At 38.8% G+C, this 24,874-nt stretch carries 22 protein-coding genes; 2 read left to right on the top strand and 20 right to left on the bottom strand.

All coding sequences use genetic code 11. The features are described from left to right. Positions 1-48: 48 nt before the first annotated feature. From I6G50_RS02775 to I6G50_RS02690, 18 genes are all read right to left on the bottom strand, one after another. Positions 49-945 carry an ROK family protein gene (locus tag I6G50_RS02775; protein ID WP_197909088.1) on the bottom strand — a complete coding sequence of 299 codons (897 nt, stop codon included), beginning with the start codon at positions 943-945 and terminating at the stop codon, positions 49-51. Then, positions 929-2,308 (bottom strand): glycoside hydrolase family 1 protein, encoded by a 1,380-nt coding sequence (locus I6G50_RS02770; RefSeq protein WP_197909087.1) that lies wholly within the window; start codon positions 2,306-2,308, stop codon positions 929-931. Before I6G50_RS02770 ends, I6G50_RS02775 begins: the two co-directional genes overlap by 17 nt. 12 nt (positions 2,309-2,320) lie before the next feature. Next, positions 2,321-3,118 carry a MurR/RpiR family transcriptional regulator gene (locus tag I6G50_RS02765; RefSeq protein ID WP_197909086.1) on the bottom strand — a complete coding sequence of 266 codons (798 nt, stop codon included), beginning with the start codon at positions 3,116-3,118 and terminating at the stop codon, positions 2,321-2,323. Positions 3,119-3,127: 9 nt separating this feature from the next. Continuing rightward, positions 3,128-5,746, bottom strand: a complete 2,619-nt coding sequence (locus tag I6G50_RS02760) for a glycoside hydrolase family 38 C-terminal domain-containing protein (protein WP_197909085.1) — start codon at positions 5,744-5,746, stop codon at positions 3,128-3,130. Between the two features lie 57 nt (positions 5,747-5,803). Next, positions 5,804-6,256, bottom strand: coding sequence for a PTS sugar transporter subunit IIA (locus I6G50_RS02755; protein WP_197909084.1), 453 nt, complete (start codon positions 6,254-6,256; stop codon positions 5,804-5,806). Between the two features lie 31 nt (positions 6,257-6,287). After that, a complete protein-coding gene (locus I6G50_RS02750; RefSeq protein WP_197909083.1) occupies positions 6,288-7,763 on the bottom strand; it encodes a PTS fructose transporter subunit IIC in 1,476 nt (491 codons plus the stop codon). 250 nt (positions 7,764-8,013) lie between these two features. Further along, positions 8,014-8,751, bottom strand: coding sequence for an MIP/aquaporin family protein (locus tag I6G50_RS02745; protein WP_081167634.1), 738 nt, complete (start codon positions 8,749-8,751; stop codon positions 8,014-8,016). A gap of 43 nt (positions 8,752-8,794) precedes the next feature. Then, entirely contained in the window at positions 8,795-10,624 is a 1,830-nt protein-coding gene (glpO, locus tag I6G50_RS02740) for a type 1 glycerol-3-phosphate oxidase (RefSeq protein ID WP_197909082.1), read from the bottom strand. Between the two features lie 22 nt (positions 10,625-10,646). Next, complete coding sequence (gene glpK, locus I6G50_RS02735) at positions 10,647-12,143, bottom strand: glycerol kinase GlpK (RefSeq protein ID WP_197909081.1); 1,497 nt, start codon at positions 12,141-12,143, stop codon at positions 10,647-10,649. A gap of 255 nt (positions 12,144-12,398) precedes the next feature. Further along, complete coding sequence (locus I6G50_RS02730) at positions 12,399-12,743, bottom strand: YxeA family protein (RefSeq protein WP_197909080.1); 345 nt, start codon at positions 12,741-12,743, stop codon at positions 12,399-12,401. A gap of 158 nt (positions 12,744-12,901) precedes the next feature. Next, entirely contained in the window at positions 12,902-14,368 is a 1,467-nt protein-coding gene (locus tag I6G50_RS02725; protein WP_197909079.1) for a helix-turn-helix domain-containing protein, read from the bottom strand. Between the two features lie 158 nt (positions 14,369-14,526). Then, entirely contained in the window at positions 14,527-15,738 is a 1,212-nt protein-coding gene (locus I6G50_RS02720) for a chloride channel protein (RefSeq protein ID WP_003136369.1), read from the bottom strand. Positions 15,739-15,787: 49 nt separating this feature from the next. Next, a complete protein-coding gene (locus tag I6G50_RS02715) occupies positions 15,788-16,027 on the bottom strand; it encodes a DUF896 domain-containing protein (RefSeq protein ID WP_003136368.1) in 240 nt (79 codons plus the stop codon). Positions 16,028-16,038: 11 nt separating this feature from the next. Then, positions 16,039-18,072: a glycine--tRNA ligase subunit beta gene (glyS, locus tag I6G50_RS02710; protein ID WP_197909078.1), complete on the bottom strand. Its 2,034-nt coding sequence runs from the start codon at positions 18,070-18,072 to the stop codon at positions 16,039-16,041. Then, positions 18,072-19,040, bottom strand: coding sequence for a glycine--tRNA ligase subunit alpha (glyQ, locus tag I6G50_RS02705; RefSeq protein ID WP_003136366.1), 969 nt, complete (start codon positions 19,038-19,040; stop codon positions 18,072-18,074). Before glyQ ends, glyS begins: the two co-directional genes overlap by 1 nt. After that, positions 19,030-19,827 carry a formate/nitrite transporter family protein gene (locus tag I6G50_RS02700; protein WP_003136365.1) on the bottom strand — a complete coding sequence of 266 codons (798 nt, stop codon included), beginning with the start codon at positions 19,825-19,827 and terminating at the stop codon, positions 19,030-19,032. Before I6G50_RS02700 ends, glyQ begins: the two co-directional genes overlap by 11 nt. 326 nt (positions 19,828-20,153) lie before the next feature. Further along, entirely contained in the window at positions 20,154-21,176 is a 1,023-nt protein-coding gene (locus I6G50_RS02695; protein ID WP_003136363.1) for a DUF475 domain-containing protein, read from the bottom strand. 12 nt (positions 21,177-21,188) lie between these two features. After that, a complete protein-coding gene (locus I6G50_RS02690; protein ID WP_197909077.1) occupies positions 21,189-21,812 on the bottom strand; it encodes a YigZ family protein in 624 nt (207 codons plus the stop codon). A 228-nt stretch (positions 21,813-22,040) separates the two neighbouring features. Between I6G50_RS02690 and I6G50_RS02685 the strand changes: the two genes are divergently transcribed. Both I6G50_RS02685 and I6G50_RS02680 read left to right on the top strand, forming a co-directional pair. Continuing rightward, the gene (locus tag I6G50_RS02685; protein ID WP_197909403.1) at positions 22,041-23,297 is read left to right on the top strand and encodes a DEAD/DEAH box helicase; all 1,257 of its coding nucleotides are present in this window, start codon (positions 22,041-22,043) and stop codon (positions 23,295-23,297) included. After that, entirely contained in the window at positions 23,294-23,938 is a 645-nt protein-coding gene (locus tag I6G50_RS02680; protein WP_197909076.1) for a ComF family protein, read from the top strand. Before I6G50_RS02685 ends, I6G50_RS02680 begins: the two co-directional genes overlap by 4 nt. Before the next feature lies 1 nt (position 23,939). Here the strand turns inward: I6G50_RS02680 and I6G50_RS02675 are convergent, their stop codons facing one another. Both I6G50_RS02675 and ybeY read right to left on the bottom strand, forming a co-directional pair. Next, complete coding sequence (locus I6G50_RS02675; RefSeq protein ID WP_269668695.1) at positions 23,940-24,401, bottom strand: diacylglycerol kinase family protein; 462 nt, start codon at positions 24,399-24,401, stop codon at positions 23,940-23,942. Next, positions 24,385-24,873, bottom strand: a complete 489-nt coding sequence (gene ybeY / locus I6G50_RS02670; RefSeq protein ID WP_003136350.1) for an rRNA maturation RNase YbeY — start codon at positions 24,871-24,873, stop codon at positions 24,385-24,387. The genes I6G50_RS02675 and ybeY overlap by 17 nt, the downstream gene beginning before the upstream one ends. Position 24,874 lies beyond the last annotated feature (1 nt).

The following is a 24,874-nucleotide window of genomic DNA, read 5'->3' as shown; positions in this document are numbered from 1 at the left end:
TTTGTCGCTACTTGCTTGTTTTTAGTATACCCAGTCTCTCTCTTATTGTCAAATTATCTCAGGGCCGTTCTCAAAACAATTTTTGAAATTCAGGGCAGCACCAATCAGATTCGCATTATTCAGGTATTGGCATCTATAAATTTTAGGCATAATTTTCTCTACGTCGTTATTTTCAAGGCGCTCAAATAACTTTTCCTGTAAAACAGTTGCTAAATCATCCCGAGCTGACATACCGCCACCGACAACAATGGTATCTGGATCAAGTGAGACTTGGATGTTATACAAATAATCAGAAATATTCTCCATCATATTTTCTATCAGCAAGTTAGCAAAGGAATCCTTACGGTCTTTTAATTCGAATAATTCTTTACCAGAAATTTTCTTCCCTGTTTCTTTTTGATATAACTCTGCTGCCTTAACCAAGGGACCAGTTTCACTAAAAGTTTTATTTCTAATATCTTTCATTAGCCCAAATTCACCAGCAAAAAGATGGGAACCTTTATAAAGTCTGCGATTAATAAAGATTGCTCCGCCAACTCCAGTACCTATAACTATAAAGACAGCATTTTGTGCTTCCTTACCCGCACCATAGTCAATTTCACAAATACCGGCACAATTTGCATCATTTTCTATCGAAACAGGCAGGTTAAACATCTCTTCAAGTTCATCAAATATGGGGCGATTGTGAAGATAAGGTACAGCACTCACTCCCTCGATTCTCCTCGTGATGCTATTTACAGCACCTGGAGAAGAGATAGCGACACCTTGAACGGGAGAAAATTCCTCTATTATAAGCTTCATTTGCGCAGCAAGTTTTACAAAACTTGAAGGTGTGGGGAAAGAAGAATTTTTTAAAAGATTTTTTCCATCCCATAATCCATACTTTACAGCTGTTCCCCCAATATCAAAAACTACTAGATTCTGTCCCTTATGCTTCATATCCATTATTCTCACTTAGTTTTTTATACCAAATCCCACTCTTTTTCACGGCACGCTTATAATTATCCTCCAAATCAACCCTGTAAAATCCATAACGGTTGCGATAACCATTTAGCCAAGACCAACAGTCAAGAAAAGTCCACGTGTGGTAGCCAAAACAATTGCTCCCTTCTTCAATAGCTTGATGAAGATAGTTGAGATGATCTTTCATAAAATCAATACGGTAATCGTCTTGTATCATGCCCGACTCATCCATAAATCGTTCTTCATCGGCTACTCCCATACCATTTTCACTTACAAACCACGGAAGATTATGGTATTCGTTTTTCATCATCATAGCCACATCATAGATAGCTTGAGGATAAATCTCCCAACCTCGATAAGGGTTTATTTTCTTTTCGGGCCAGTCATAAGGTTGATAAAAATCATCTAAGTTTTTTGCAGGAAATTCTGCATTCTCTGGTGCTTGAACTCGGCTTGGCTGATAATAATTTAAACCAATAAAGTCAACGGTATTTTCCGCTATCTCTTTTCGGTCTTCTGGCAGAATTTCAGGTAGGAGTTGATGCTTTTGGAGAAGCTCAACCAAATCTTGATTAAGCTCTCCAAGTACTGTTGGATCAAGAAAACTCTTTGTATTGAGCAAATCGGCTGCTTTTTTAGCTTCTAAGTCTGCGACGGATGTACTTCGTGCATAACTTGGAGAAACGTTGAGAATGATTCCGATAGAACCATTAGGTAAAACTTTCCTAAATTCTTGAACAGCTTTTACATGAGCCATTAATGTATGATAGCCGACTTGTACTGCCTTTTTTAAGTCAACAATGGCAGGATAATGAAAGCCTTGCAAATAACCACATTCCACATGAACCATTGGCTCATTGAATGTCGTCCAATTTTGAACCAAATCGCCAAAGCATTCAAAAGCTGTTTTAGCATAAAAAGTAAAAGCCTCAACTGCTTCTCGTGTTTCCCAGCCTCCTTTCTCCATCAGCCACATCGGCATGTCAAAATGAAAAAGATTGATGATAGGTTGTACGCCATTTTCTTTCATTTTTTTAAAGTAGTCTCTATAGAAAGCTACGGCCTTAGGATTGACTGTCTTTCCGTCAGGGAGCAGTCGGGTCCACTGTATCGAAGTTCGGATAGAATTTAAGCCGATAGCTTTCATTCGTTGACAATCCTCAGGATAATATTCATAAAGATTAGAGGTCATTTCTGGCCCTTGGTCTTCATTAAACTTTTCAGGACTTTCTTTAAACCAGTAGTCCCAAGTAGAAGCTGATTTTCCTTCTTTCAAAGAATAGCCTTCCGTTTGTGGCCCTGATAAGGCAGAGCCCCACAAAAAGCCTTCGGGAAATTTTTTCATTTTTAAACCTTCTTATTTTTTATTTTTATGTAAAATTTCTTCTGATTTTAGCCATTTCTTTACAGAATCAGAAAAGAGATGAAGATAACGCTCGTAAAGTATATCGAGTTGAATCAGAATCGGAATTTGCGGAGAGATATTTCCTATCGATTCTTCATGCGTAAGGCCAGCTGAGAGCAAAGTGATGTCTGCTTGTTTTATCAAGTGTGAGTTCGGATTAGAAGTTATAAGTGCTGTGGGGATATTTTTTCCCTTTGTTATCGTCATTGCTTCTAAGAGATTACGGTCGTTTCCTCTTAAGGAAGCCACGAGAATCATCTCCCCCTCACGTGCAAACTCTGCGGACATTAAAATTGATTTTTCCTCCGAGATTACACGGACATATTTTCCAAAGCGCGAAAACTTGAAGGAAAAATCAGCTCCTGTATAGCTATTAAATCCCTTACCAAAGAAATGGATAATATTGTGATTCTTTATCAAAGCACAAAGTTTATCCACTTCAGCTTCAGAATAAGTATTATCACTTCGTGTGGCTAAGGCATGGTAGATAGCGGTCACCGCTGATGAAATCGATGGCTCTTCTTTTTTGTCTAAAGAAAGATTGTACAAAAACATTAATTCTTTATAATTATCTAATCCTATTTTTTTGCAAAATCGTGTAATGGATGCCTTAGAAACAGCTAAAGTTTGTGCTAATTTATCTATATTCAGAGGCGCCCTTTTGCTTATAAAATAATTAGCGATTATTTCCTCAACATAGGTTAATTCTAAACGGTGTGATTCAATTAGTATAAAAATATCTTCTCTCATGCTTTTTCCTTAATCTATGAAGTGGACTGTTTTGATTTGTCCTGCTCTAAAATCCCCCAAATTAATTTTACTATTTTTTTGACGCTCAGTCAGAGCAATCCCTTTCAGATTCACAAATTCATAGAAAAGCTCCCGCTCCGCAAGTATAAAATTCTCTCCCTTAACAGTTTCATAACTCGGATTGTACACCCGTAAATCCCACCCACCATAAAGTTTATTCTTACGAAGTGAACTAAAGACTAAATTAGGGGCTTGTAAGCGGATATTTTTGGGGCAAGAAATCTTTTCTTTCAAACTGTTAGACACAAAATATTTCAAAGTCGTTGTAAAAAGGTTAAGATTCTGAATCTGATAAAAAGGGAGTGACAAGGCGTAATCAAGATATTCTTTGTTAATTTGTGCAGGTTTATAGTCCTGATCCATATTGATTGCGAATTTAAAGGTTAATTTTTCAAGCAACTGACTATCGGGTGTGGGGATATATTTAAAGGCATTTCCCGAAGCCACACCCGGACGTCTTAGCAAGTCTGGACGTCCCAAAAATCCTACACTTCGAAACAGAGTCAAAGCTAACTGACGATGTTCCTCTCCGATGAGTTGATATTCTTTGATACCTTTGGCAAAGATTGTCCAGCTCTCATTACTATCATGGACATTGACCCATTTTAGCATGGGGTAAATCGAAGTAGGTTCTTCTCGCCAGCCGATTTCCTGCCAATCTTTCAGGTGTGGATCTTCTGCCTCACGTTGAATCGTTCCAAAAGGAGTGTCAGTATAAGAATATTGATTCGCACTGGGAAGGTTTATCACGGCACGCATACGATGATCCATAACCTGATTATCGATCACCAAATGGCACTCCACTTGTTTGCTTCCCTTTTTTAAAGCAATTTTTAACTCATACTCTTGTCTCTGATTAAGCGCTCCTTCTTTACGAGCCATCAAGTCTTGAGGAAGTTTCCAGTAGCCCATCAACACCATCTCTTGATACAAATCACCACAAAGAATCGTACGTTGGCTTTTCTCAAGAGTCAGTGTAAAGACACGATCATCATGTGCGGGCGAGTAATCATAGGTATCTCCCTCATCGCCACCATCCTCAAAGGAGAGAATATTTTGATAAGTTTGCTGCGTTTTCTTATCCAGCAGCTGAAGTTGACCATCGGTAAAGCTGACTTGAAAATAATTATTTTCAATATAATCTTGTTCACTTGGGCTCAGAGCTTCGGCAATAGCTGTGTCTTCTTCAACTTGATAGTTCACAAAGCTTAGAGAAGGAACTGTAACCTCTACAGCTATCTCATGGATATAATAGAATTTATCAGGGTCTCTCTCACTCTCCTCCCGACGAATCTCGCCAGAATATTCTTTTCTTGTATGTAAAAGATCAAAGCTCACGGATTTATCTTCTGAGTTTTTCAACTGGATATGCTTAAAATCTGTTGAAACTTGAATTTTTACTGTCTTTGAAACTTCCCAAGGAAGAGTGTTAAAAATGCTGAGCTGATTGTGAGTGACTTGTATCTGTGATTCACTAATTTTTCTCGTGAGGTAGTCTACGACAGAGTAGGAAAGCTGATCGGCCTCAATAAAGCGCTCCCGAATAATTCGATTGGTTTTATCGCTGTTACACCCACCTGCACTGTCATGGGCTTGATTTTTCGCGAGTAATTTCCATATCCTATCAATTAATCCTTGTTTATGAGGAATACCAAGTTTTTCAGCCATTAAAACAAGAGGCTCTACCTGATAAATCATACGTCGCTCAAGCTTATCATTTAAATATTTGTGATCATAACGTGAGGAATAGATAGAGCGGTGTATCTTTGATACAGAGCTAGAAATAAATTCTCCTTCAATTGTGCTCAAATCCTCTTTTTCGAGTTCAGAAAAAAGTTTGTCATAGTTACTTTCTTCTAATTCATAGTCAGTCAGCTGTTTATTGTAAAAATCAATCCTCTCACGGAGATTAAAATCGACATAACGTTGATCGCCACCAACGGGTAAAACAAGATTTTGACCTACTGCTCCATCTTCGATTTGTGACATCAGATCTTGGGCTTGGTCACTGTAGATGAGCCCCACGCCTACAAAATAGCCATCTTTGATATTAGAAGCCAAAACACTTGAGCCATCTTCAGCTTGCCAATGGAATTCTCGATCCTTTGTTTTTTCCTCTGGTAAACCACGCCAAAACACTGTACGGTCAATGCCTAAGCCCTTATATATTTTAGGCATATCTTTACTCTGACCAAAGGAATCAGGAAGATAACCAATATTCATATAACTGCCTAAATCCTCAGCCAACTCCATACCCAAAGTTAAGTTTCTGATGATGGACTCCCCACTTACTATTAGCTCATCCGTTTGGGTATACCACGGACCAATCCATAATTTTTGAGCTTGAACCAGTTTTTTAATACGGGTCTTCTGCTCAGGGAAACTCTGAAGATATTCATCCAAAATACTCATTTGTCCGTCTAAGAGGTAGTAAGAAATCTCATTAGTTTCTAAGGCCCGCATTACTTCATCCATATGATAGGACAATTGAACAAAGGATTCGTTGCTGGTAAAATACCATTCCAAATCCCAGTGGGTGTGGTGAATAACGTGTACTTTTTTCTTCATTTTTATTTCCTTATTCATTTTTTCAAAAGGCCAAATCAAGATGATTTGACCTTTGTATTAGAAATCAATTTTATCAATAATCGCAGTCAAATTAATCGGGTCATTCTCTGACAAAATAGCTTCACGAAACTGATCATCGATTAATTTTCTAGCAATTAAGCTTAAAAGCTTCAAATGCTCGTTCGCTCCTTCTTCAGGAATTGTCAGAGCAAGTGCTACCTTGACAGGTTTTCCATCTAAAGAGTTCCATGGTATTTCGTTGGCAAATCTCACAAAAAACATACCTGGCTTTAAATTTGTTTTGTGTTTGCAATGAGGGATGGCAATATGATCTTTAAATCCGGTTGTAGCTTCGGCTTCTCTTTCTTTAAGCCCATCCAAATATGCAGCTTTATTATCTACAAATCCTAAAGAATGTGCAAACGCAGCAATTACTTCAAAGGCTTCTTGCTGAGAGTGCGCGGTTGTATCGAAGAGGATATGTTCTTTGTTGAAAACGTCTTTATTCATCTTTTTTCACTTTCTTATTTTGCAGTGGCTTTTACTCTTTTTTAAATTCAAAGCCTCGAGTAAATCCAATAAGTAATGCCGTTGTTAAGATACCTGCACATACACATAATATCCAAGTTACAAAAGGTATCGGTTGCTCTATATAGCCGATAAAGGTTCCGAGTGGGGAGCCAATTCCCCCATAAAATTTCGAACCCGTTGCCGAGATAAGCCCGCCTGCTACGGCCGATCCCACAACATTTGAGAATATCATTCGTACGGGATGTGCTGCTACAAATGGGATAGCTCCCTCCGTAACACCTACAATTCCCATACCGAAGGCTGCACTGGCTGCGATTTTTTCATCTTTTGAGAATTTATTTTTAAATAAAATTGTGGCAAGCCATACCCCTAGAGGCGCGACAGAAATTGCTGCTTGCGTTGCTGTCCCTGGGACAAAGTTTGCGCCTTCTATCCCGTATTTTGTCATGGTATCGGTAAATATAGCTGTACCAAAGACTAAGGCCGTTTTATTAATCGGTCCCCCTAAGTCAAAGCCAATCATCGCTCCACAGATAGCTCCGATAATGATTGGTGCTCCTGCGTAATTATTATTCAAACTTGTCAAACCATCATACATTGCATCCATTCCTATAGAAATTGGATTCCCGATAATATAGAGAACGACAAGACTGATTACAGCCGTTGCAATAAAGGGGATAATCATGATAGGAACGATAGGCATAACAAGCTTCGGCCATTTTATTTTCTTCAGACCTTTGACCATGTAACCTACAAGAAAAGCGACGATAATAGCTCCGATAAATCCACCTCCTGCTTCTGCCCCTAAAAACTCAGGGTCATTCACAAGATAGGCACCAATCATTGCAGGAGCAATAGCTGGTTTGTCGGCAATGGAATTAGCGACAAAACCTGCAAAAAGTGGAATCATCAGTTTAAAACCCATCTGTCCCACATAAAAAAGTTTTTCCATGAGGAAGCCCATTTGGGTCTTGTTATCAAAGCCCCAATTTACGATACGTCCTAAGTCATCTCTCTGAAAGGCATACAGATTAGCAATCGTAAGTAGTAGCCCGGCTGCAATAACCATAGGCACCATATAGGAAATCCCGCTCATCACGTGTGTCAAAAAGGTGACTTTGTCTTTATCATTCCCAATTTGAATATTTCCGACCTTGCTGCCTTTTTTCCCGAATACTTCCGCCTCATCAAAAGCTTTTTTAATCAAGGCTTCAGAATCCTCAATAGCAGGAATCGATTTTGTTACATAGAGCGGTTTACCTGTAAAACGAATAGGGTCAATCTTAATATCGGAAGCGATGAGAACTAAATCTGCATTTTCAATATCTTCTGAAGTCAAGACATTTTCAGCACCAATAGCACCGTTGGTTTCCACCTTAACTTCATAACCCATTTTTTTAGCCGCGCGTTCAATAGACTCCGCCGCCATATAGGTATGAGCTATTCCAGCAGCACAAGCCGTAACAGCTACTACTTTTTTCGACATTTTGTTTCCTCCAAAATTTTTCTTTTTGTTATATTTGTAATATAGCACATCTTATTTTCAAAAGAAAGAGAAAGGTAAGCGTTTTCTTTGTTTAGATTTTATTCCCATATGTACTCTCTGCAATGATATTTTTTTCATGAGTAAAAAGAGTTTATTTTAAAAGCTATGTAGGTCTTCATCCTCATCTTCACATTTGTATACAAAAAGAGCCAGACTGATGTCTAGCTCCATTTTTATACTTTATTAATATTTATTTACTTGCAAACTGGATAACCATATTAAAGAGAACTGCACCTAAGCTCCCACCAATGATAGGGCCTACCACGGGAATCCACGCGTATGACCAGTCTGAATCGCCTTTACCTTTGATCGGTAAGAGCGCATGCATGATACGGGGTCCTAGGTCACGGGCAGGATTCAAAGAGTAGCCTGTAGTGGCTCCAAGTGATAAACCAATAGCAGTGATAATCGCACCCACTAATAATGGTGAAACCCCAGAAGTTTGCGTGATAGCATACTGACCAAAGGCGAGGATACCTGTCGTTAATACTGCAGTTCCTACAACCTCACTCAGTAGGTTTGAACCCGTCTGGCGAATAGCAGGCCCCGTAGAGAAAGTTCCTAAGATATCTGCTGGGTTTTCAGTTTCGGCATAGTGAGGGTAAAACATGAGATAGAGAATGATGCTGGCTACCATTGCTCCAAGCATTTGAGCGAGGATATAAGGAAGAACTAAGCTCCAGCTAAAACTGCCAATCATCGCCATCGCTATAGTTACTGCAGGGTTCAGATGGGCAGGTGACATAAATCCTGAGACATAAACGCCCATCATTACAGCAAACCCCCAACCAAGTGTAATAGCTACCCAACCTGCTCCAGTTGCTTTTGTTTTGTTCAGGACAACCCCTGAGACAATTCCGTTACCGAGGAGAATTAAAATGAAAGTTCCTAGAAATTCACCGAGTAATTGTACCATTTCTGAGTGCATAGTGACTCCTTTTTCTATTATTTTTTATATAATGGGTCGAAATTTAACCCTTGAGGTCTGTCAAATCTGATTCACGAAGTGCATTCTCTAACATCTTTTCTTGGTTTGCTTTTTCTTCAGCAGACCAACCGAGAAAATCTGACATTACATTCACAACATGAACTTTGATAGAATCTACACCTTCACGCATAAACAAGATATGATTAGTGCGGCGCAGCAAGTAGTCAACAGGAGTCAATATCATTTCATCTTCAAGTGCATAGCGAAGACGGGCTGATTCTGCGAGAGATAGACCTTCATAAGCATCCATTTCAGAAGCATAGGCAAATACTTTGAGCGAATTCATACCATAAAAGTCTGCGATGTATTTGGCTTCTTCTTCACTCAGACCAGCAGTCACACCGACTTGCATATTTTCAGCGATAACTTCTTCCACCTTGGTTGGGTCAAACTCCCCCCCAGAAATTTGATAGTTTTTGGAATCCACAGGTTCGTATTTCAAACCGTAGTCTTCTTCAAGCAGTTGGCAAATGAGCTCCATCGCTCCAGCTGCCATCTTACGGTAATCTGTGATTTTTCCACCAGCCAGAGTAATTAAACCGTCAGTTTCACGTTCGAGGGAGCTACCTCGTGACACAGATGATGGTGCATCTCCTTTTTCAGAGAGACTTGATTCCATATGATTGAGCAGATGCTCCACTTCTGCTTTTGTTGCTGTTTTATTCTTATAGCGCAACACTGCCTCTACTACTGAGTTGAAACTTGCTTCCGAAACGGCGCCATTATCTCCGCCATTATAGTCTGAGCCTGAGTTGCCGCCTAATAATGGTCGTAAGCCCGCCCAGGAAGCTTCAATATCATTAATGGTTATGTTCGCTTCTGGGTAGCGGAAGTTAATGACCTCCAAGAGATAGTCTACATCTTCTTGCGTAACTTTAGGATCAATAAAATCACCATGATAGTCTGTATCCGTTGTTCCAAAGTAAGTTTTATTTTCACGAGGAATAGCAAATACCATACGTTTATCATGTTTGCCTGTGTCGAAATATGTAGGCTGTGGCACAGGTAACTTAGAGGCGTCAACGACAAGATGAACACCTTTTGTTGGACGCATTTTTGGCACGATAGGTCGTGTAAAATTCAGGTAGCGGATTTTGTCAACCCAAGGGCCACTGGTATTAATGACCAGCTTTGCTTTGACCTCAATCACTTCATCTGTAAGCAAATCACGCGCACGCACACCCGAGATTTGACCGTCTGTATAAGTAAAATCAATAACTTTCATTTTACTGATAGCTTGTGCCCCATCTTCTACCGCTTTTTTAATATTGTCAATTACTAAACGTGCATCATTATTACGGTAGTCAAGATAAACACCTGCACCTTGCAGCCCTTTTTTCTTGATTAAAGGTTCACGACGCAATACTTCTTCTGGAGATATCGTATAGTTTGCATAAGGCGAGTTTTCGTCAATACCAGCTAATCGGTCGTAGAGATCCATTGCGATTTTGACGGAGAACATGTCAAAAGTTGTGGTTCCTTCGTCATCATAAATCGGAAGCAACATGGGATCCGGTTTTGGAATATGAGGGGCAATTCCTTGGACAACAGCTCGCTCTGATACTGTATCCGAAACTACTTCCACATCAAAGTTTTTAAGGTAGCGGATACCACCATGTACAAGTTTTGTTGAACGTGATGACGTTCCTTCGGAGAAGTCCTGCATTTCGAGTACAGCAACTTTCATCCCTGCTGCGGCCGCTTGTAGAGTGAGACCCGCTCCAGTAATACCACCACCAATAACGAGTAAATCTAACGTTTCGTCTTGTATTTTCTTTATTGATTCTTGTCTTGTTTTTTTAGAAAAAGCCATTTCTATCTCTCCTTTTATGTCCCTATTTAAAAGCGCGCGTTGCATTTACGGCTTTTTTCCAACCGGAATAGAGCTCTTCTCTGCGTTCTTCTTGCATCTGCGTTTGGAATATTTTTCCTGGTTCATAAGACTCTTTGAGTTCTTCAATATCTTTCCAGAAGCCCACAGCAAGTCCTGCTAGAAAAGCTGCACCTAGTGCCGTTGTTTCCAAATCACCCGCACGTTGAATTGGAATATTCAAAATATCCGCTTGGAACTGCATCAAGTATTCATTATTTGCAGCGCCACCATCTACTTTAAGGACTGACATATTTATGCCTGTATCATCTTTCATCGTACTCACTACATCACGCACCTGATAAGCAATGCCTTGTAAGGTTGCTTTCACAATATCTTCTTTAGTTGTTCCACGCGTTAAACCAAACATCGCTCCACGAGCCTCTTGATCCCAGTAGGGTGCGCCCAGTCCAACAAAGGCGGGAACGACATAGACTTCGTCTTGACTTCTTGACTGCAGTGCCACTTCTTCTGAATCGCTCGCCCGTTCTAGCATTTTCAATCCATCACGAAGCCACTGAATAGAAGAACCAGCAACGAATATACTTCCCTCTAAGGCATAATAAACTTTGCCATTTATGCCATAACCAATGGTTGTAAGCAGGTTGTTTTTTGAAATATGTGGTTTTTCACCGGTGTTCATGACGATGAACGATCCAGTACCATAAGTGTTTTTTATCATGCCGGGTTCAAAAGCCATTTGGCCAAAGAGGGCTGCTTGCTGGTCACCCGCCATCCCTGAAATCGGAACTTCTGAACCAAAGAAATGGAAGCCTTTCGTCACGCCATACACTTCAGAATTCGATTTTACTTGGGGAAGAAGTGAGGTTGGGATATTTAGGATTTCAAGGATTTCTTCGTCCCATTTTAACTCATGAATATTGTAAAGCATAGTACGACTGGCATTCGAATAATCGGTATTGTGCACTTCTCCATCTGTTAATTTCCATAAAAGCCAAGTATCAATTGTGCCAAAAAGGAGTTCGCCTTTCTCTGCACGCTCTTGGGCCCCTTCCACATGGTCCAAAATCCATCGAATTTTTGTAGCTGAGAAATACGAATCAACGATAAGGCCTGTCTTTTTATGGAAAAGCTCTTCATGTCCTTCATCTTTTAAGGAATTTGCGATGTCCGAAGATTGACGAGATTGCCAAACAATTGCATGATAGATTGGTCTTCCCGTCTCCTTATCCCAGATAACAGTTGTTTCACGCTGGTTAGTTATGCCGATTCCTGCGACTTGTGCAGGCTTAATGCCGGATTCAATAAAGGCACCTGCAATAACGGACTGAACAGAATTCCAAATCTCGTTTGCATCATGTTCGACCCAACCCTCTTTAGGAAAATATTGTGTGAATTCCTTTTGCGAACTTCCAATGTGCTTACCTTGTTTATCAAATATTATGGCTCTGGAGCTTGTTGTTCCTTGATCGATCGCCATGATGTAAGAAGTTTCTGTCATTTTCTTTCTCCTTTGTAAACGCTTTCTATATTTTATATTATAGCATCTTGCCCACCTTAAATACTTTCATTTTTTACTGAATTTATAAAAAAACTGAAAGTGTTACTAAAAAATAAAAAAGCTATTCATATGAGAATGGCAATCAAGCGGTATTAAGAAAAAGGTATGTAAAGTCGCAGGAAACATGTTTGAGCAAGGCTTTTTTATACAAAAAATCCAAGTACTTTTTTACTTGGATAACGAGTTATTTTTCTTTTATATTTTACTTAAAACTTTTTCAGGTATGTCGTTTCTTTGGACCTCTTCCCAACTTATCACACCTTTTTTATTGTTGTTCAGTACTTTCAAATAAGCTTCATGTCTTAAGTTATGATGGGACATGAACTCAAGCTCTTTCTTCTTACCCTTCGAGTCTAAACCATCCATCTTATAGTTGTACCGCGTGAGTTGCTGACCGCCATCACTGGAGAGTTTTACTACCTCCCCATCCTCACGGATTTTAACATAGTAGCTCGTACCTCCATAACTAGCATGATACCATGAGTATCCGCCTCCAATCAACACTAAAGCTGCAGCCAATATCAATAATATTTTTTTCATTTTTGTACCTCTTTTATTCTATACTTGTTCATACCTATTATACCCTGCTATACCATACTTCTTCTTACACTTCTGTAATAAAAAAATCCCTTCCCACTATCAGTTAATTCCAATATTGGTAGGGATGGGGCTCAAAAAAATATATATACTAGAGTTGTTCAAGTGAGAATAGCTCTGGTTTGAAATTTTTCTTTTTTGAGTGATTCGATTCGTCCAACGAGTTTTTCAATATCATAATCACCGGAAAACTCAGAAAGTATATAGACAAATTGGCGACTATCATTTCTTTTACTGGAAATAAGTAAATCGTAGCTTTGCCCTTCATGATAATGTTCCAGTTTTATTTTTTCGACGCCCCGGAGACGAACTTTTAGAAATTGTTCTAATGGAATCTGATAGGCCGGTGTCTCTGATAAATCATAAGCTACTATAAGTTTTTGGGCAGATAAAAGTTCTAACAACATGAGAGCATTGCTATAGCCAAAGAGGAGTTCTGGTAGATCCTGTTCTTTGGGAATATAGCTCAAAGCAATCTTTTTTAAGTTGTCAAGCAGTGCTTGGAAACTTTTATCTACTAAGTTTTGTTTCTGCTCCATCAAAGCTTCTTGACTACTCGTAAAGAGACTTCCTTGGAAAAAAGAAAATTTATTATTGACTTGTGACAGCTGATAGTTAATCATTTTTTCTTCTTCAAATCCCAGACGATGTGGGCGGTAGTAGCTCAGCATCCGCTCTCGGAGAGAAATATTAAGCAAGGCAGTCGGTATTTTCTTACTTCTAAATATATCAAAACGATAATAACTTTCCTTATCTAAAATAAAAAAGGAAAGCAGGAAACTGTAAAAAAAGATTGTCTCGCACCTATCATTGCTTTGCTCATCATAGATTTTTTGATAAAAAATCGAGTCCAATAATTGATAGAGATGATCGTCTTGATAAATTTTCTTTGTTTTCAAGGAGTTTTTGACGTGTATATCATTGATTGTTCTTCTTTTTTCAGTGATTGCCAACCAACGATAAATCTTATCCTGACTGCTTTTTGAAAAGTCCACTTTCAAGGTTTCTTCCAACTGAGTGACAAACTCAACTTGTAATTTTGTAACTTGAAGCATTTCTGGTCGAAATTTTGGATTTATTGATTCGAATAAAAAATAGTAAAAATAACGGATTTGGCTTTCTTCGCCCACCAGCTTATTGTTTTTAACTTGGAGCTCAAACTCGGCTAAGAGTTTGTTTAACTCTTTGATTTTACGAAACAATGTCGATTCACTGATAAGTAGTTCCTCAGCTAAATCAATAATCATGTAGTTTTTCTGATTTAAAAGAAGAATAAGCAGGCGGTATTTTATACTGTCGTGAATCAGAAAGCTGATGATTTCATCCAAGCTTTGATTATCCTTCATTTCAAGAATAATCTTATTATCTTGGCGCAAAATCTCCATTGGCCTACCCATCATTCGCCCTAGAAATGAAATTTCATCTAAATAACTTTCGACTGATGGACGCGACAAATTCACCCAGTCACTCAACTCGTGGACAGTAATTTTTTTATTCTTTAGAACCAACTGACGAAGAATCTCGACCTGTATTTGCTCTTTTTTCTCAAGTAAAGCTTCAATGTTCACAGCTGCTCCAATCTATGTTTATACTCAATTCCTTTAATAAATGATATTAATATCTAACTATATTCTATCACTTCACTAAATTTTGTAGTTCGAAATTGCTCAGACCATGGGCAAAAATTTACAATAAAAAGGATAAGACTAAAAGCCTTATCCCTTTTTTAAATCTCTAAATTCAGTTTACCTTGAGCATAGATAGAAGCATTTCCATTAAGAAGGTAAGCAATAGTTACCACCGGTAAAATATATTGTACCGAACCAAAGCCAAAAACCTCGGCTGCAATAAATATCGAAGCAAAGTAGCTGTTAGTTGCGGAAGAAAAGACCGAAACATAGCCTGCTGCAGCGATAAGTCCTACAGGTAAGCCTAAAAGCAATGCCAATGTTGCTCCCAGACTTGCACCAATAGCAAAAAGCGGTGTGACTTCCCCACCTTGAAAACCAGCTGAAATACTTAAAATTGTAAAGAGTAACTTCAAGAGCCAGTCATAAGCATTAATATGTTGACCGTTAAAGCTCATCGAAATTAGATTAGTCCCTAAGCCCGCATAACGATCCAAATGAATGAAAATCAAACCTAAACTCAGTATGACCCCCATAATCAAAATTCTGCGATAAGGATTGCTGAGTTTCTCAGCCATATAAGTTTTCATAAAAGCTAGTCCTTGCGCGAACACACGCCCTACTAAACCAAAACACACCGCAACCACTAAGAGTTTCACAATAATGAGGGAATTTATATTGAGATTTGTATTAACTGCAAAGGAAAATTTTTCTAAACCTAAAGCATGGGAAGTCGCACTCGCTACATAAGAAGCAACCAATGCTGGGAAAAGAGCGATATACTCTATCTTTCCTACCATTAATATCTCAATAGCAAAGAAAGTTGCAGCTATAGGCGTTTGAAATAAACCTGCAAACCCAGCAGCCATACCGGTAATTAAAAGTATCTTTTGTGCTTCCTTAGAGGAAAGCTTGCCTCCTACGGTATGTCCGATTGTAGCACCGATTTGGACCGCTACTCCTTCTCGACCAACACTTGCTCCAAATAAATGGGATAGCCATGTTGAAAAAATAATCAAGGGCACTAAGCGTTTCGGAATATCTTTTCGCCCTTTGTTCCCTGCTTCGAAGATGAGACCCATCCCCTTTTGGCTATCTTTGCCATAGTGCTGATAAAGATAAACAATCAAAAGCCCTGCGAGGGCTAAAAAAGGGAGGAAATACAAAGGATGTAAGTCCCGTATCTCTGTAATATATATCAGGCCACGTCCAAATAGAGCATCTACGGCGCCGACCACTGCACCAATCCCAAGTGCTAAAACCGCATAGAGCAGAGCCCAACGTGATACCCCTATTTTCATATTTTTCACTAAAAACCTCCTACTTAAAAAACATGCCGAGCTTATCGCCCGCGCATGCTTAATCGCGCATTCCTTTGGCGCGTTGAATCTCTTTCAGTTTTTCTGGTGTGATGTCTTTTCCTTCTTCATCAACCAATTTAACGGATTCAACTTGACCACGGAGGTTTTCACGTACACTGTCGAGATAGATACGACGGAGTTCCGCACGTTCTTCTGTTTCTGCTTCGGTTAATCCTTCAGCTTTATGTTTACGTGCCAATTCATTGATACGTTCAACTTGTTCATTTGTGATTGCCATTATTTTCCTCCTTATTTTGTATTAATTAAACTAAAGTCAGCCATTGTTGCTGTGAGTGAAGATAAGTCAAACAAGATAGCCAAACGGTTATTACGCACTCTTTCATCTTCAGCCATAACCATGACATTTTCAAAGAAAGTACTAATAGCGGGTACACCTTCATTAACCAGAATATCATATTTCTCAGATGCTGACAAATCAGTCCACTGATTTTTTATTGTTTCTGTAACTTTATACAGTGTTTGTTCAGCATCATTTTCAAAAAGTTCTGAATCAACCGTACCAGACTTTTCGACTTTTTTAGCCAAGTTTATCACACGTGAAATATTTTCTATGGCTGGCTTAAATTCTTCTTCATCTTTGTGGCTATTTAGCATTGGGGCAACAGTCATCATGTTGGCAATATCCATTGTATTTGTCGCAATTGTAGCTTCCACAATATCATGACGAATTTTCTTGTCCAAAAGAAGTTTTTGCACACGACCTTTAAGGAAATCAATAACTTGTTCTTTATTTTCATAATCAAGTGCAGCAATGAAATCAGAGAAATCAAAGTGCCAGTCAAATTTTTCAATAATACGTGTCAAACCTTGAGCCGCCCGACGAAGTGCGTAAGGGTCGTTTGAACCTGAAGGAATCAGACCTGCACTAAAGAAAGAGAGAATACTATCAATTTTATCAGCAGCTGCTAAGACACTACCAACAGCTGTCTCAGGCAATGCACCTTCAGCTGAGGTAGGCATATAATGTTCACGGACTGCAGCCGCAACATTTGTATTTTCACCTGCTAAAAGTGCATACTTCTCACCCATCACACCCTGCAATTCATCAAACTCGCCAACCATACCTGTCAAAAGGTCAAATTTGTAAATGTCAGCTGCACGTGCAACATCATTCTTTTCTGATTCTGTTAGTTGTGCAATATCGGCTAAATGTGCAGCAATAGCTTTTGTACGAGCCATGTGTTCTGTGATTGAACCAATCTTTGCATGGAAGGTTACATTTTCAAGTTTCTTAACGAGAGATGCAATTTCTAATTTTTGATCTTCTTTCCAGAAGAACTCTGCATCTTCTAAGCGCGCAACGAGAACTTTTTCGTTACCTAAGATAACATTTTTCATACCTTCAGCATTACCATTCCGGACTGAAATAAAGTGAGGGGCAAGTTTGCCTTCAGTGGTATAAACTTCAAAATAACGTTGGTTATCACGCATTGATGTAACCAGAACTTCTTCAGGAACAGTCAGATATTTTTCGTCAAAACTTCCTACAAAAGCTGTTGGATATTCAACTAGATTATTAACTTCTTCTAGAAGCTCCACATGTTTTTCATCCGTGAGCTCAACAGACCAATTATTATCTGTGGCAATTTCTTTAATTTGTTTGCTGATTTCAGCCTTACGTGCTGCAGCATCGACCATCACAAAATTATCTGTTAAAACATGTGCATAATCAGCAGCTTCTGCAATTGTAATTTCCGTATTTGACAAGAAGCGATGACCACGTGTGACATTGCTAGCAGTAACATCAAGGATTGTAAATGGCACAACTTCTGAATCCAGTAAAGAAATCATCCATTGGATGGGACGGACAAAGAGGAAACTATTATTGCCCCATTTCATATAGGTTTTGAATTGCATTTTACTGATGACTTCGTCACCAACTTTCGCCAAAATTTCTTTTGCAGCAACTCCCGCAATATGTTTATTGGCAAAATAATAATCACCCTTAAGCACTAAATCATCTGGTGTCAAGCCTTGACCACGTGAGAAACCTTGGATAGCCTTCGACCAGTTTCCTTCAGCATCTTTCGCAATTTTAGCTGATGGGCCTTTAACTTCTTCATCCATAGCTTCTGAATTTTCGGCAAGCCCTTCCACAACGACTGCCAAACGACGAGGAGTAGAATATTTACGGATAGCCTCAAAATCTAAACGGTTTTCATTCAAAAAGTCTGAAAGACGTTCTGCCAATTGATTGACTGCAGGTGTGACCAAATGAGCTGGCATTTCCTCCAAGCCAATTTCTAGTAAGTAATTTGCCATTATTTTGCCTCCTGTTCTTCTGCCATTTGTGCCAGAATTTTTGTGTATTTTCCTTTTTCGCCCAAGTATTTGTCACGCAAGACTTCATCTTTTAAGAGTGGGAAGCCAAGCTTAGCACGTTCTTCAATAAATGTTTTCGCAACTTTACGTGCCATTGTACGCACACGGTGCAAATAACCTGCACGCTCTGTTACGGAAACAGCACCACGCGCATCCAATAGGTTAAATGTATGTGAGCTCTTCAAAATAAAGTCATAAGCGGGGTGGACCAAGCCAAGATCCAACAATTTTAGTGCTTCTGCTTCATACTTATTAAAAAGATCTAAAAGCATATCTTGATCAGATTCTTCAAAAGCAAATTTTGAATGTTCATATTCTGGCTCAGTAAAGATGTCTCCATAAAGTACGCCGTTACCCCATTCAAGATCATAAACGCTGTCGACTTCTTGAATAGCAGTAGCCAGGCGTTCTAAACCATAAGTAATTTCTGACGTTACAGAGTCAACCTCAATACCACCAACTTGTTGGAAATATGTAAATTGCGTACATTCTTGACCATCAATCCAAACTTCCCAACCGATACCTGCGCAACCCATTGAAGGATTTTCCCAGTTGTCTTCTACAAAGCGAATATCATGTTCTAAGGCATCAATTCCAAGAGCTGCCAAGCTTTCCAGATAAAGTTCTTGAATATTTTTTGGTGATGGCTTCATAACCACTTGAAACTGGTGATGTTGGAAAAGACGGTTAGGATTTTCTCCGTAACGTCCATCTGCTGGACGACGTGAAGGTTGAACATAGGCTGCTGCCCAAGGTTCTGGACCATTTGAACGCAAGAAAGTATAAGGACTCATTGTTCCTGCACCTACTTCATTATCGTAGGCTTGCATCAAGTTTGCTCCCTGCTTCGACCAAAATGCTTGCAGGGTCAGAATCATATCTTGAAATGATAATTTATTATTTGACATTTAATTCTCCTTTATTATGTTCATTCATTTGACGCTTATATCCTAAGAAATAGAAACCGGCAACAAAAATTGCTCCGCCAATAATATTTCCTGAATAAACGAGGCTAAAGTTACGGATGAATTCCATCCAAGTCGCTCCACCTTCAAAAATTGCTGCGGGAATAGCAAAAGCATTTGCCACGCTGTGCTGAAAGCCAATAGCTACAAAGGCCATTGTAGGGAACCAGATTACCATTAATTTCCCAGCGGTGTCTTTTGCCCCATAAGAGAGCCACATAGCGAGTCCAACAAACCAGTTACACCCAATGCCAGAGACTAAAGACTGAATCCAGGTTGCATTAATTTTTGAGTCTGCAATGGTAAAAAGTTCCTCACGGTAGACGCCTGAGCTGGTCAGTCCTACAATGTGAGCAAAAAAGAAAGCAACAAAGAAGGCCCCAAGAAGATTGAAAATAGTGATGACAATCCAGTTTTTAAGTAAATCTGAAAACTTTACTTTTTTAGCAAAAAAAGATACTGATACAGCAGTCATATTTGAGGTAATCAGCTCACCACCACCCATTAAAATAACAATCAAACCAATCGGAAAAACTGCTGCGCCAATAAAGCTCGCTAAACTTCCTAAATCATCTACCACACTCGAAATCACACGGATATAAAGCAGATAACCCATAGAGATTAAAGCCCCTCCGATAAAACCAAGTACGGCTTTTTCCAACAGCGGTCTTTTGACCTTTTCTTGTCCATGGTGAATAGTTGCAGCCAATATTTCTGCTGGATTCATCATAATGTCTACTCCTTAAAAATAATATAAAAACCGTACAATACACCTGTCCTAAGACAAAGGGTGCTATGCACGGTTCCACCTTTATTTTTTACTTCATTCGTATTGTAATGATTTATGGGGCCATTTTTGTTCTCGGCTTGCACTATCCCGAGTCGCTTTCTTTACTATAAGATTGTAGTTCTTTTTGGTAAAAATGTCAAGAGAATACTGTAATTAAGACTCAACCAAAATTTTTTTGAATAATTAAAAAGATAATTATAAATAAAAAAGCGAAAGAGCTTATCTTCACGCTGTTTTATTTAACTACGATTTTTTTATTCAGAAACTCAGTGTGTCCGGCTATAAATGACACTTGAAACAAAAGAGAGGATGATAATCAAGCCGCCAAGCAGCCCAGTAACGGCCTCCCCAATCTCCCAGTGGATACTCGCCAAAATGAGAATTGCAAGAGTCAATATCGCCCAGTGCGCGCCATGTTCTAAGTATACCAGCTCATTGAGCGTTCCCTTTTCAACTAAATAAAGCGTAAGAGAACGAACAAACATTGCTCCGATCACACCCAACCCCAATAAAATGATGATAGGATCGGAAGTGATAGCAAATGCACCAATAACACCATCAAAACTAAAGGAGGCATCAATAACTTCGAGATAAATAAAGAGTGAAAAGGCAGCCCGACCCACGGCATATGTCGTTTCACCAGCAGCACTCTCAGGCATATGTTCTGTCATCATGTCGCCAAAACCACTCACCAGCATATAAGTAATGATTCCTAGAACACCTGAAAAAAGAACCGTATGTGCGTCCTCTGCTATAAATTCTGCTGTTAAAAGAAGAATTATCATTGAAATAATGGCATTAGCTGCGGGGAAATGTCCAACTTGCTGCAGAACTTTTTCTGGTAGTTTCAACCAGGTATGGGCTCTCTGATCAAAGAAAAAGGCCAAAGCAAGCATTAATAGAAACATACCGCCAAATGCAGCTATCGATGGATGTGCATGATGTAATATATAACCATAGGTCCCAGGAATTGATGGGTCTCCCTTTTCTAAGGCCAAGCGCATAGCACTGATTGGATCTAACTGCGCAGACACACCTACAATCAAAAGAGGAAATACCAACCGCATACCAACAACAGCAATTATTATCCCTACTGTAAGAAATATTTTACGCCAAGCATGACTCATACGTTCCAAAATACGTGCATTGACAATAGCGTTATCCATGGAAAGTGAAATTTCTAAGACAGCAAGGATAGCTGTAATCATCAGACCATCCCAACCTGCATATACATAAGCTACAATCAGCGCAATAATACTCACAATAAATGAGCTTCTAAAAATCTTCATAAATTCCTTTTTCTAAATAGCAACTTCGACAAGTTGCTTTTCTCCTTTACTTGCAGAAATTTTTCCACTAAACTGTTCTACTAAATCCGCAAGTAACTGCTCAACTTTGTCTAAGTCTACAAATAATTTAACCGTGACATCTGCTAAAAATTCACTTTCAGAAATAACCAATCCTTGATTAACTAAGAAACGCTGCAAGCTATCAAAATTACCATAATCCAAGGTCAATATTAATTCTTCCTGAGTGACAAATCGAACCAAACCTACCTGATCTAGTGCGTGACCTACACTGCCCGCATAAGCACGGATTAAACCTCCTGCACCCAGTTTAATCCCACCAAAATACCGTGTGACTACTGCACAAACATTTGTAATTTCTCTTTTTTTCAAAATTTCTAGCATAGGTACACCGGCCGTTCCAGATGGTTCCCCATCATCACTGGAACGTTGAATTTCTTGGCGATCACCTAAGGTAAAAGCTGAACAATTATGATTGGCTTTGTAGTGCTCCTTTTTTATACTTGTAATAAAAGCTCTCGCCTCTTCTTCAGTATAAACGCGCTTCAAATGGCAAATGAAGCGCGACTTTTTGATTTCTTCTTCCGCAGTAAAATCTGTTTTTATAGTAATCGTCATAAGTATTATCCAATTCTCTTCGATTTTCTCACTTTACTTCTTAATGGAAAATAACCATTAGCTTCTCGATATTTGAACAAGTTACATTATAACATATTTGATAAAATCTCATTAATTCGCAGGACTGGCTATACTAAGATAAAAGTCTTTTGCACTAACCTCTATATTCACATAATTTTATTTAACTTTCCCATAGTGAAACTAAAGGATGCTTTTCGTCCTAATAGTATGGATGAATTATATGGGAGACTCCTCCTAAAAAAAGATTTAAAAACTGTTCCTAGTCAAGCTATCGTTTTTGAGAGTATGAATAAAATAACCAAAAGCAAAATGAGATGCAATCGCTGTGGTCAAGTTAGCGAAGAAAAGTTAATTAGGCTCCCTATAGGGTATCATTATTGCCCGCATTGTATCCAAATGGGTCGTGTTCGCTCAGACGAGAAGCTTTACCACCTCCCTCAACAAGATTTTGAAGGTGCTTCTTACCTCAGGTGGCAAGGTAACTTGACTACACTACAAAAAGATATATCTGAACGTTTGATCCAGTTCAGTCACACTCATAAAAATATTCTCGTCCAAGCTGTGACAGGTGCTGGAAAGACCGAAATGATATACCCAATAATCAATGAAGCTTTAAAAAAAGGAAAGGCTGTTGGACTTACGAGTCCTCGAATCGATGTTTGTCTAGAACTTCACCGTCGCTTAAGTCGAGACTTTTCTTGTCCTATCGCCCTTTTGCATGGTCAAGGTGAGGCCTATACACGCACACCACTTGTTATTGCGACTACACATCAGCTTTTGCGTTTTCATGCTGCCTTTGAATTGCTTATTTTGGACGAAGTTGATGCTTTTCCTTTTACGGATAACAAAATGCTTACTTTTGCTCTTAACAAAGCGCGAACAGATACTTCTCGATTAGTTTACCTCACAGCGACACCTACAAATGAGTTAGAAAAACAAGTTAAGTGTGGACAGATAAAAAAATTGCAACTGGCACGCCGTTTTCACGGTTTCCCCCTTGTACTGCCTCAATTTATTTGGCAAAGTAAGTTTTACTTTAAGCTTAAAGAGCAGAGAGCTACAGCTTTTCCCCTTCTCATATTTGTCCCCAAAATAAAACAAGGGGAGGAACTTCTTCAAATTTTAAAAAAAGCTTTCCCTAAGGAAGCTATTGCTTTTGTGGCTTCTACAAGCATCGATCGACTTGATAGTGTAGAAAAATTTCGAAAAGGAGAAATTTCTATTCTCATTTCAACGACAATACTCGAACGTGGTGTAACTTTTCCGAAAGTCGATGTTTTTGTTTTTCATAGTCATCACCATAATTTCACAAGTTCAAGTTTAATTCAAATTGCTGGACGTGTAGGTCGTAGTACAGATAGGCCAGAAGGTAAAGTCTATTTTTTTCATCAGGGAAAAACAAAAAGGATGGTAGAGGCCTACAGAAATATAAAGAAAATGAATCAAATTGGAGGATTTATATGAAATGTTTGCTTTGTCATTCTGATTTTTCTCCCGTCCCTTATTTTCATCAGCTTTTTCTTTTAGCTCCCTCTTTGCCTACCCTTTGTACTTTATGTGATTCTAAATTCCAGCTTATAAACGCACCACACTGTGAACGGTGTTATAAAGCCGAAATAAATGGGGTTTGTTCAGATTGTCTTCGATGGGAAAGAAAAGGTTTGAGTGTCAACCATCGCGCAGTGTTCACTTATAATCCCGCTATGGAGGAATATTTTAGCCTTTATAAATTTATGGGTGATTATCGCTTACGTAAAGCATTTAGTCATTATTTCAAGGCAGAAAAAAACTATACTCTCGTTCCCATACCTGTAAGTACAGAGCGTTATCACGAAAGAGGATTTAATCAGGTTCTTGGCTTTCTAGAGCATCTTAACTACACAAACCTTTTAGTAAAAAAAGATACAGCAGCTCAAAGTAGTTTGTCTAGAGCTGAAAGATTAAAAAATAAAAATACCTTCACGATAAAAGCGAAGGTAAAAATCCCTAAAAAGGTTTTACTTGTGGATGATATCTATACAACGGGTAACACCATACAGCAGGCTATAGCCATTCTAAAAAGTGCGGGTGTCCAAGAAATCAAAAGTTTTTCCCTCTGTCGCTAGTCTAAAATAAAAGACTCCAAATCTTCGGCAGAAAAATAAAGACAGCAACAAGTAAGGCAAAGCCAGATATCACTAAGACAGCTCCCGCAGCCATATCTTTGGATCTTTTAGCGCGTAAATGAAACTGATAATCTGCAGCCAAATCAACTACATTTTCAATTGCTGAATTTAATAACTCAGCTGTAAAGACCAAAAAAATAGCAAGAAAAAGGAAGAGCCATTCAAATTCATGAATGTGAAAAACTATACCAAAAATCAAAGCCAGAACAGCTGAGAAAGCATGTTTGCGCATGTTTCTTTCTTCTTTAAAAGCTGTCCAAATACCAGTGATGGCAAATTCCATACTGGAAATAACATTGGTATTCTTCCACCGTTTTCGCTCTGAACTCTCAGGGACTTCTCCATCCGCAAAATCTTCTTTGTTGAAAATTTTTACATCTTTTTCATTATCTTTTGAGCCCATACGCAGTCAAAATCTCCTCTTGAAGTCCGAACATCTCTGCTTCTTCTTCTGGGGTATAATGATCGTAGCCATTAATATGTAAGAAGCCATGAACGGATAACCAGCCATATTCACGTTCAAGTGAATGACCATATTCTGCTGCTTGCTCTGCAGCTTTATCAATTGAAATAAAAAGTTCACCGATAAAAGGATCTAACTCCTCCATCAATTCTTCTGGGATGTCCATATCTTCATCAAAGAAGAACTCTGCTTCATCTGGTTTATATTCCAGAGAGATAACATCTGTGGGTGCATCTTTTTCTCTATATTCCAAATTAATTTCTTGTGAACGTGCATTATCGACAAAAGTCACAGACATTTCTTTTGAATCTGCAAGTTTGATATAATCCGCAGCAAATTCTAATAACTTCTCTGTTTGTTCAATAATTTCTTTTGAAACTTGCTTCGTCTCATCAACTAATTCTATATACATT

The organism is Lactococcus garvieae (genome assembly GCF_016027715.1).
Classification (GTDB): domain Bacteria; phylum Bacillota; class Bacilli; order Lactobacillales; family Streptococcaceae; genus Lactococcus; species Lactococcus garvieae_A.
This window is presented reverse-complemented; position numbering and strand designations above follow the sequence as displayed.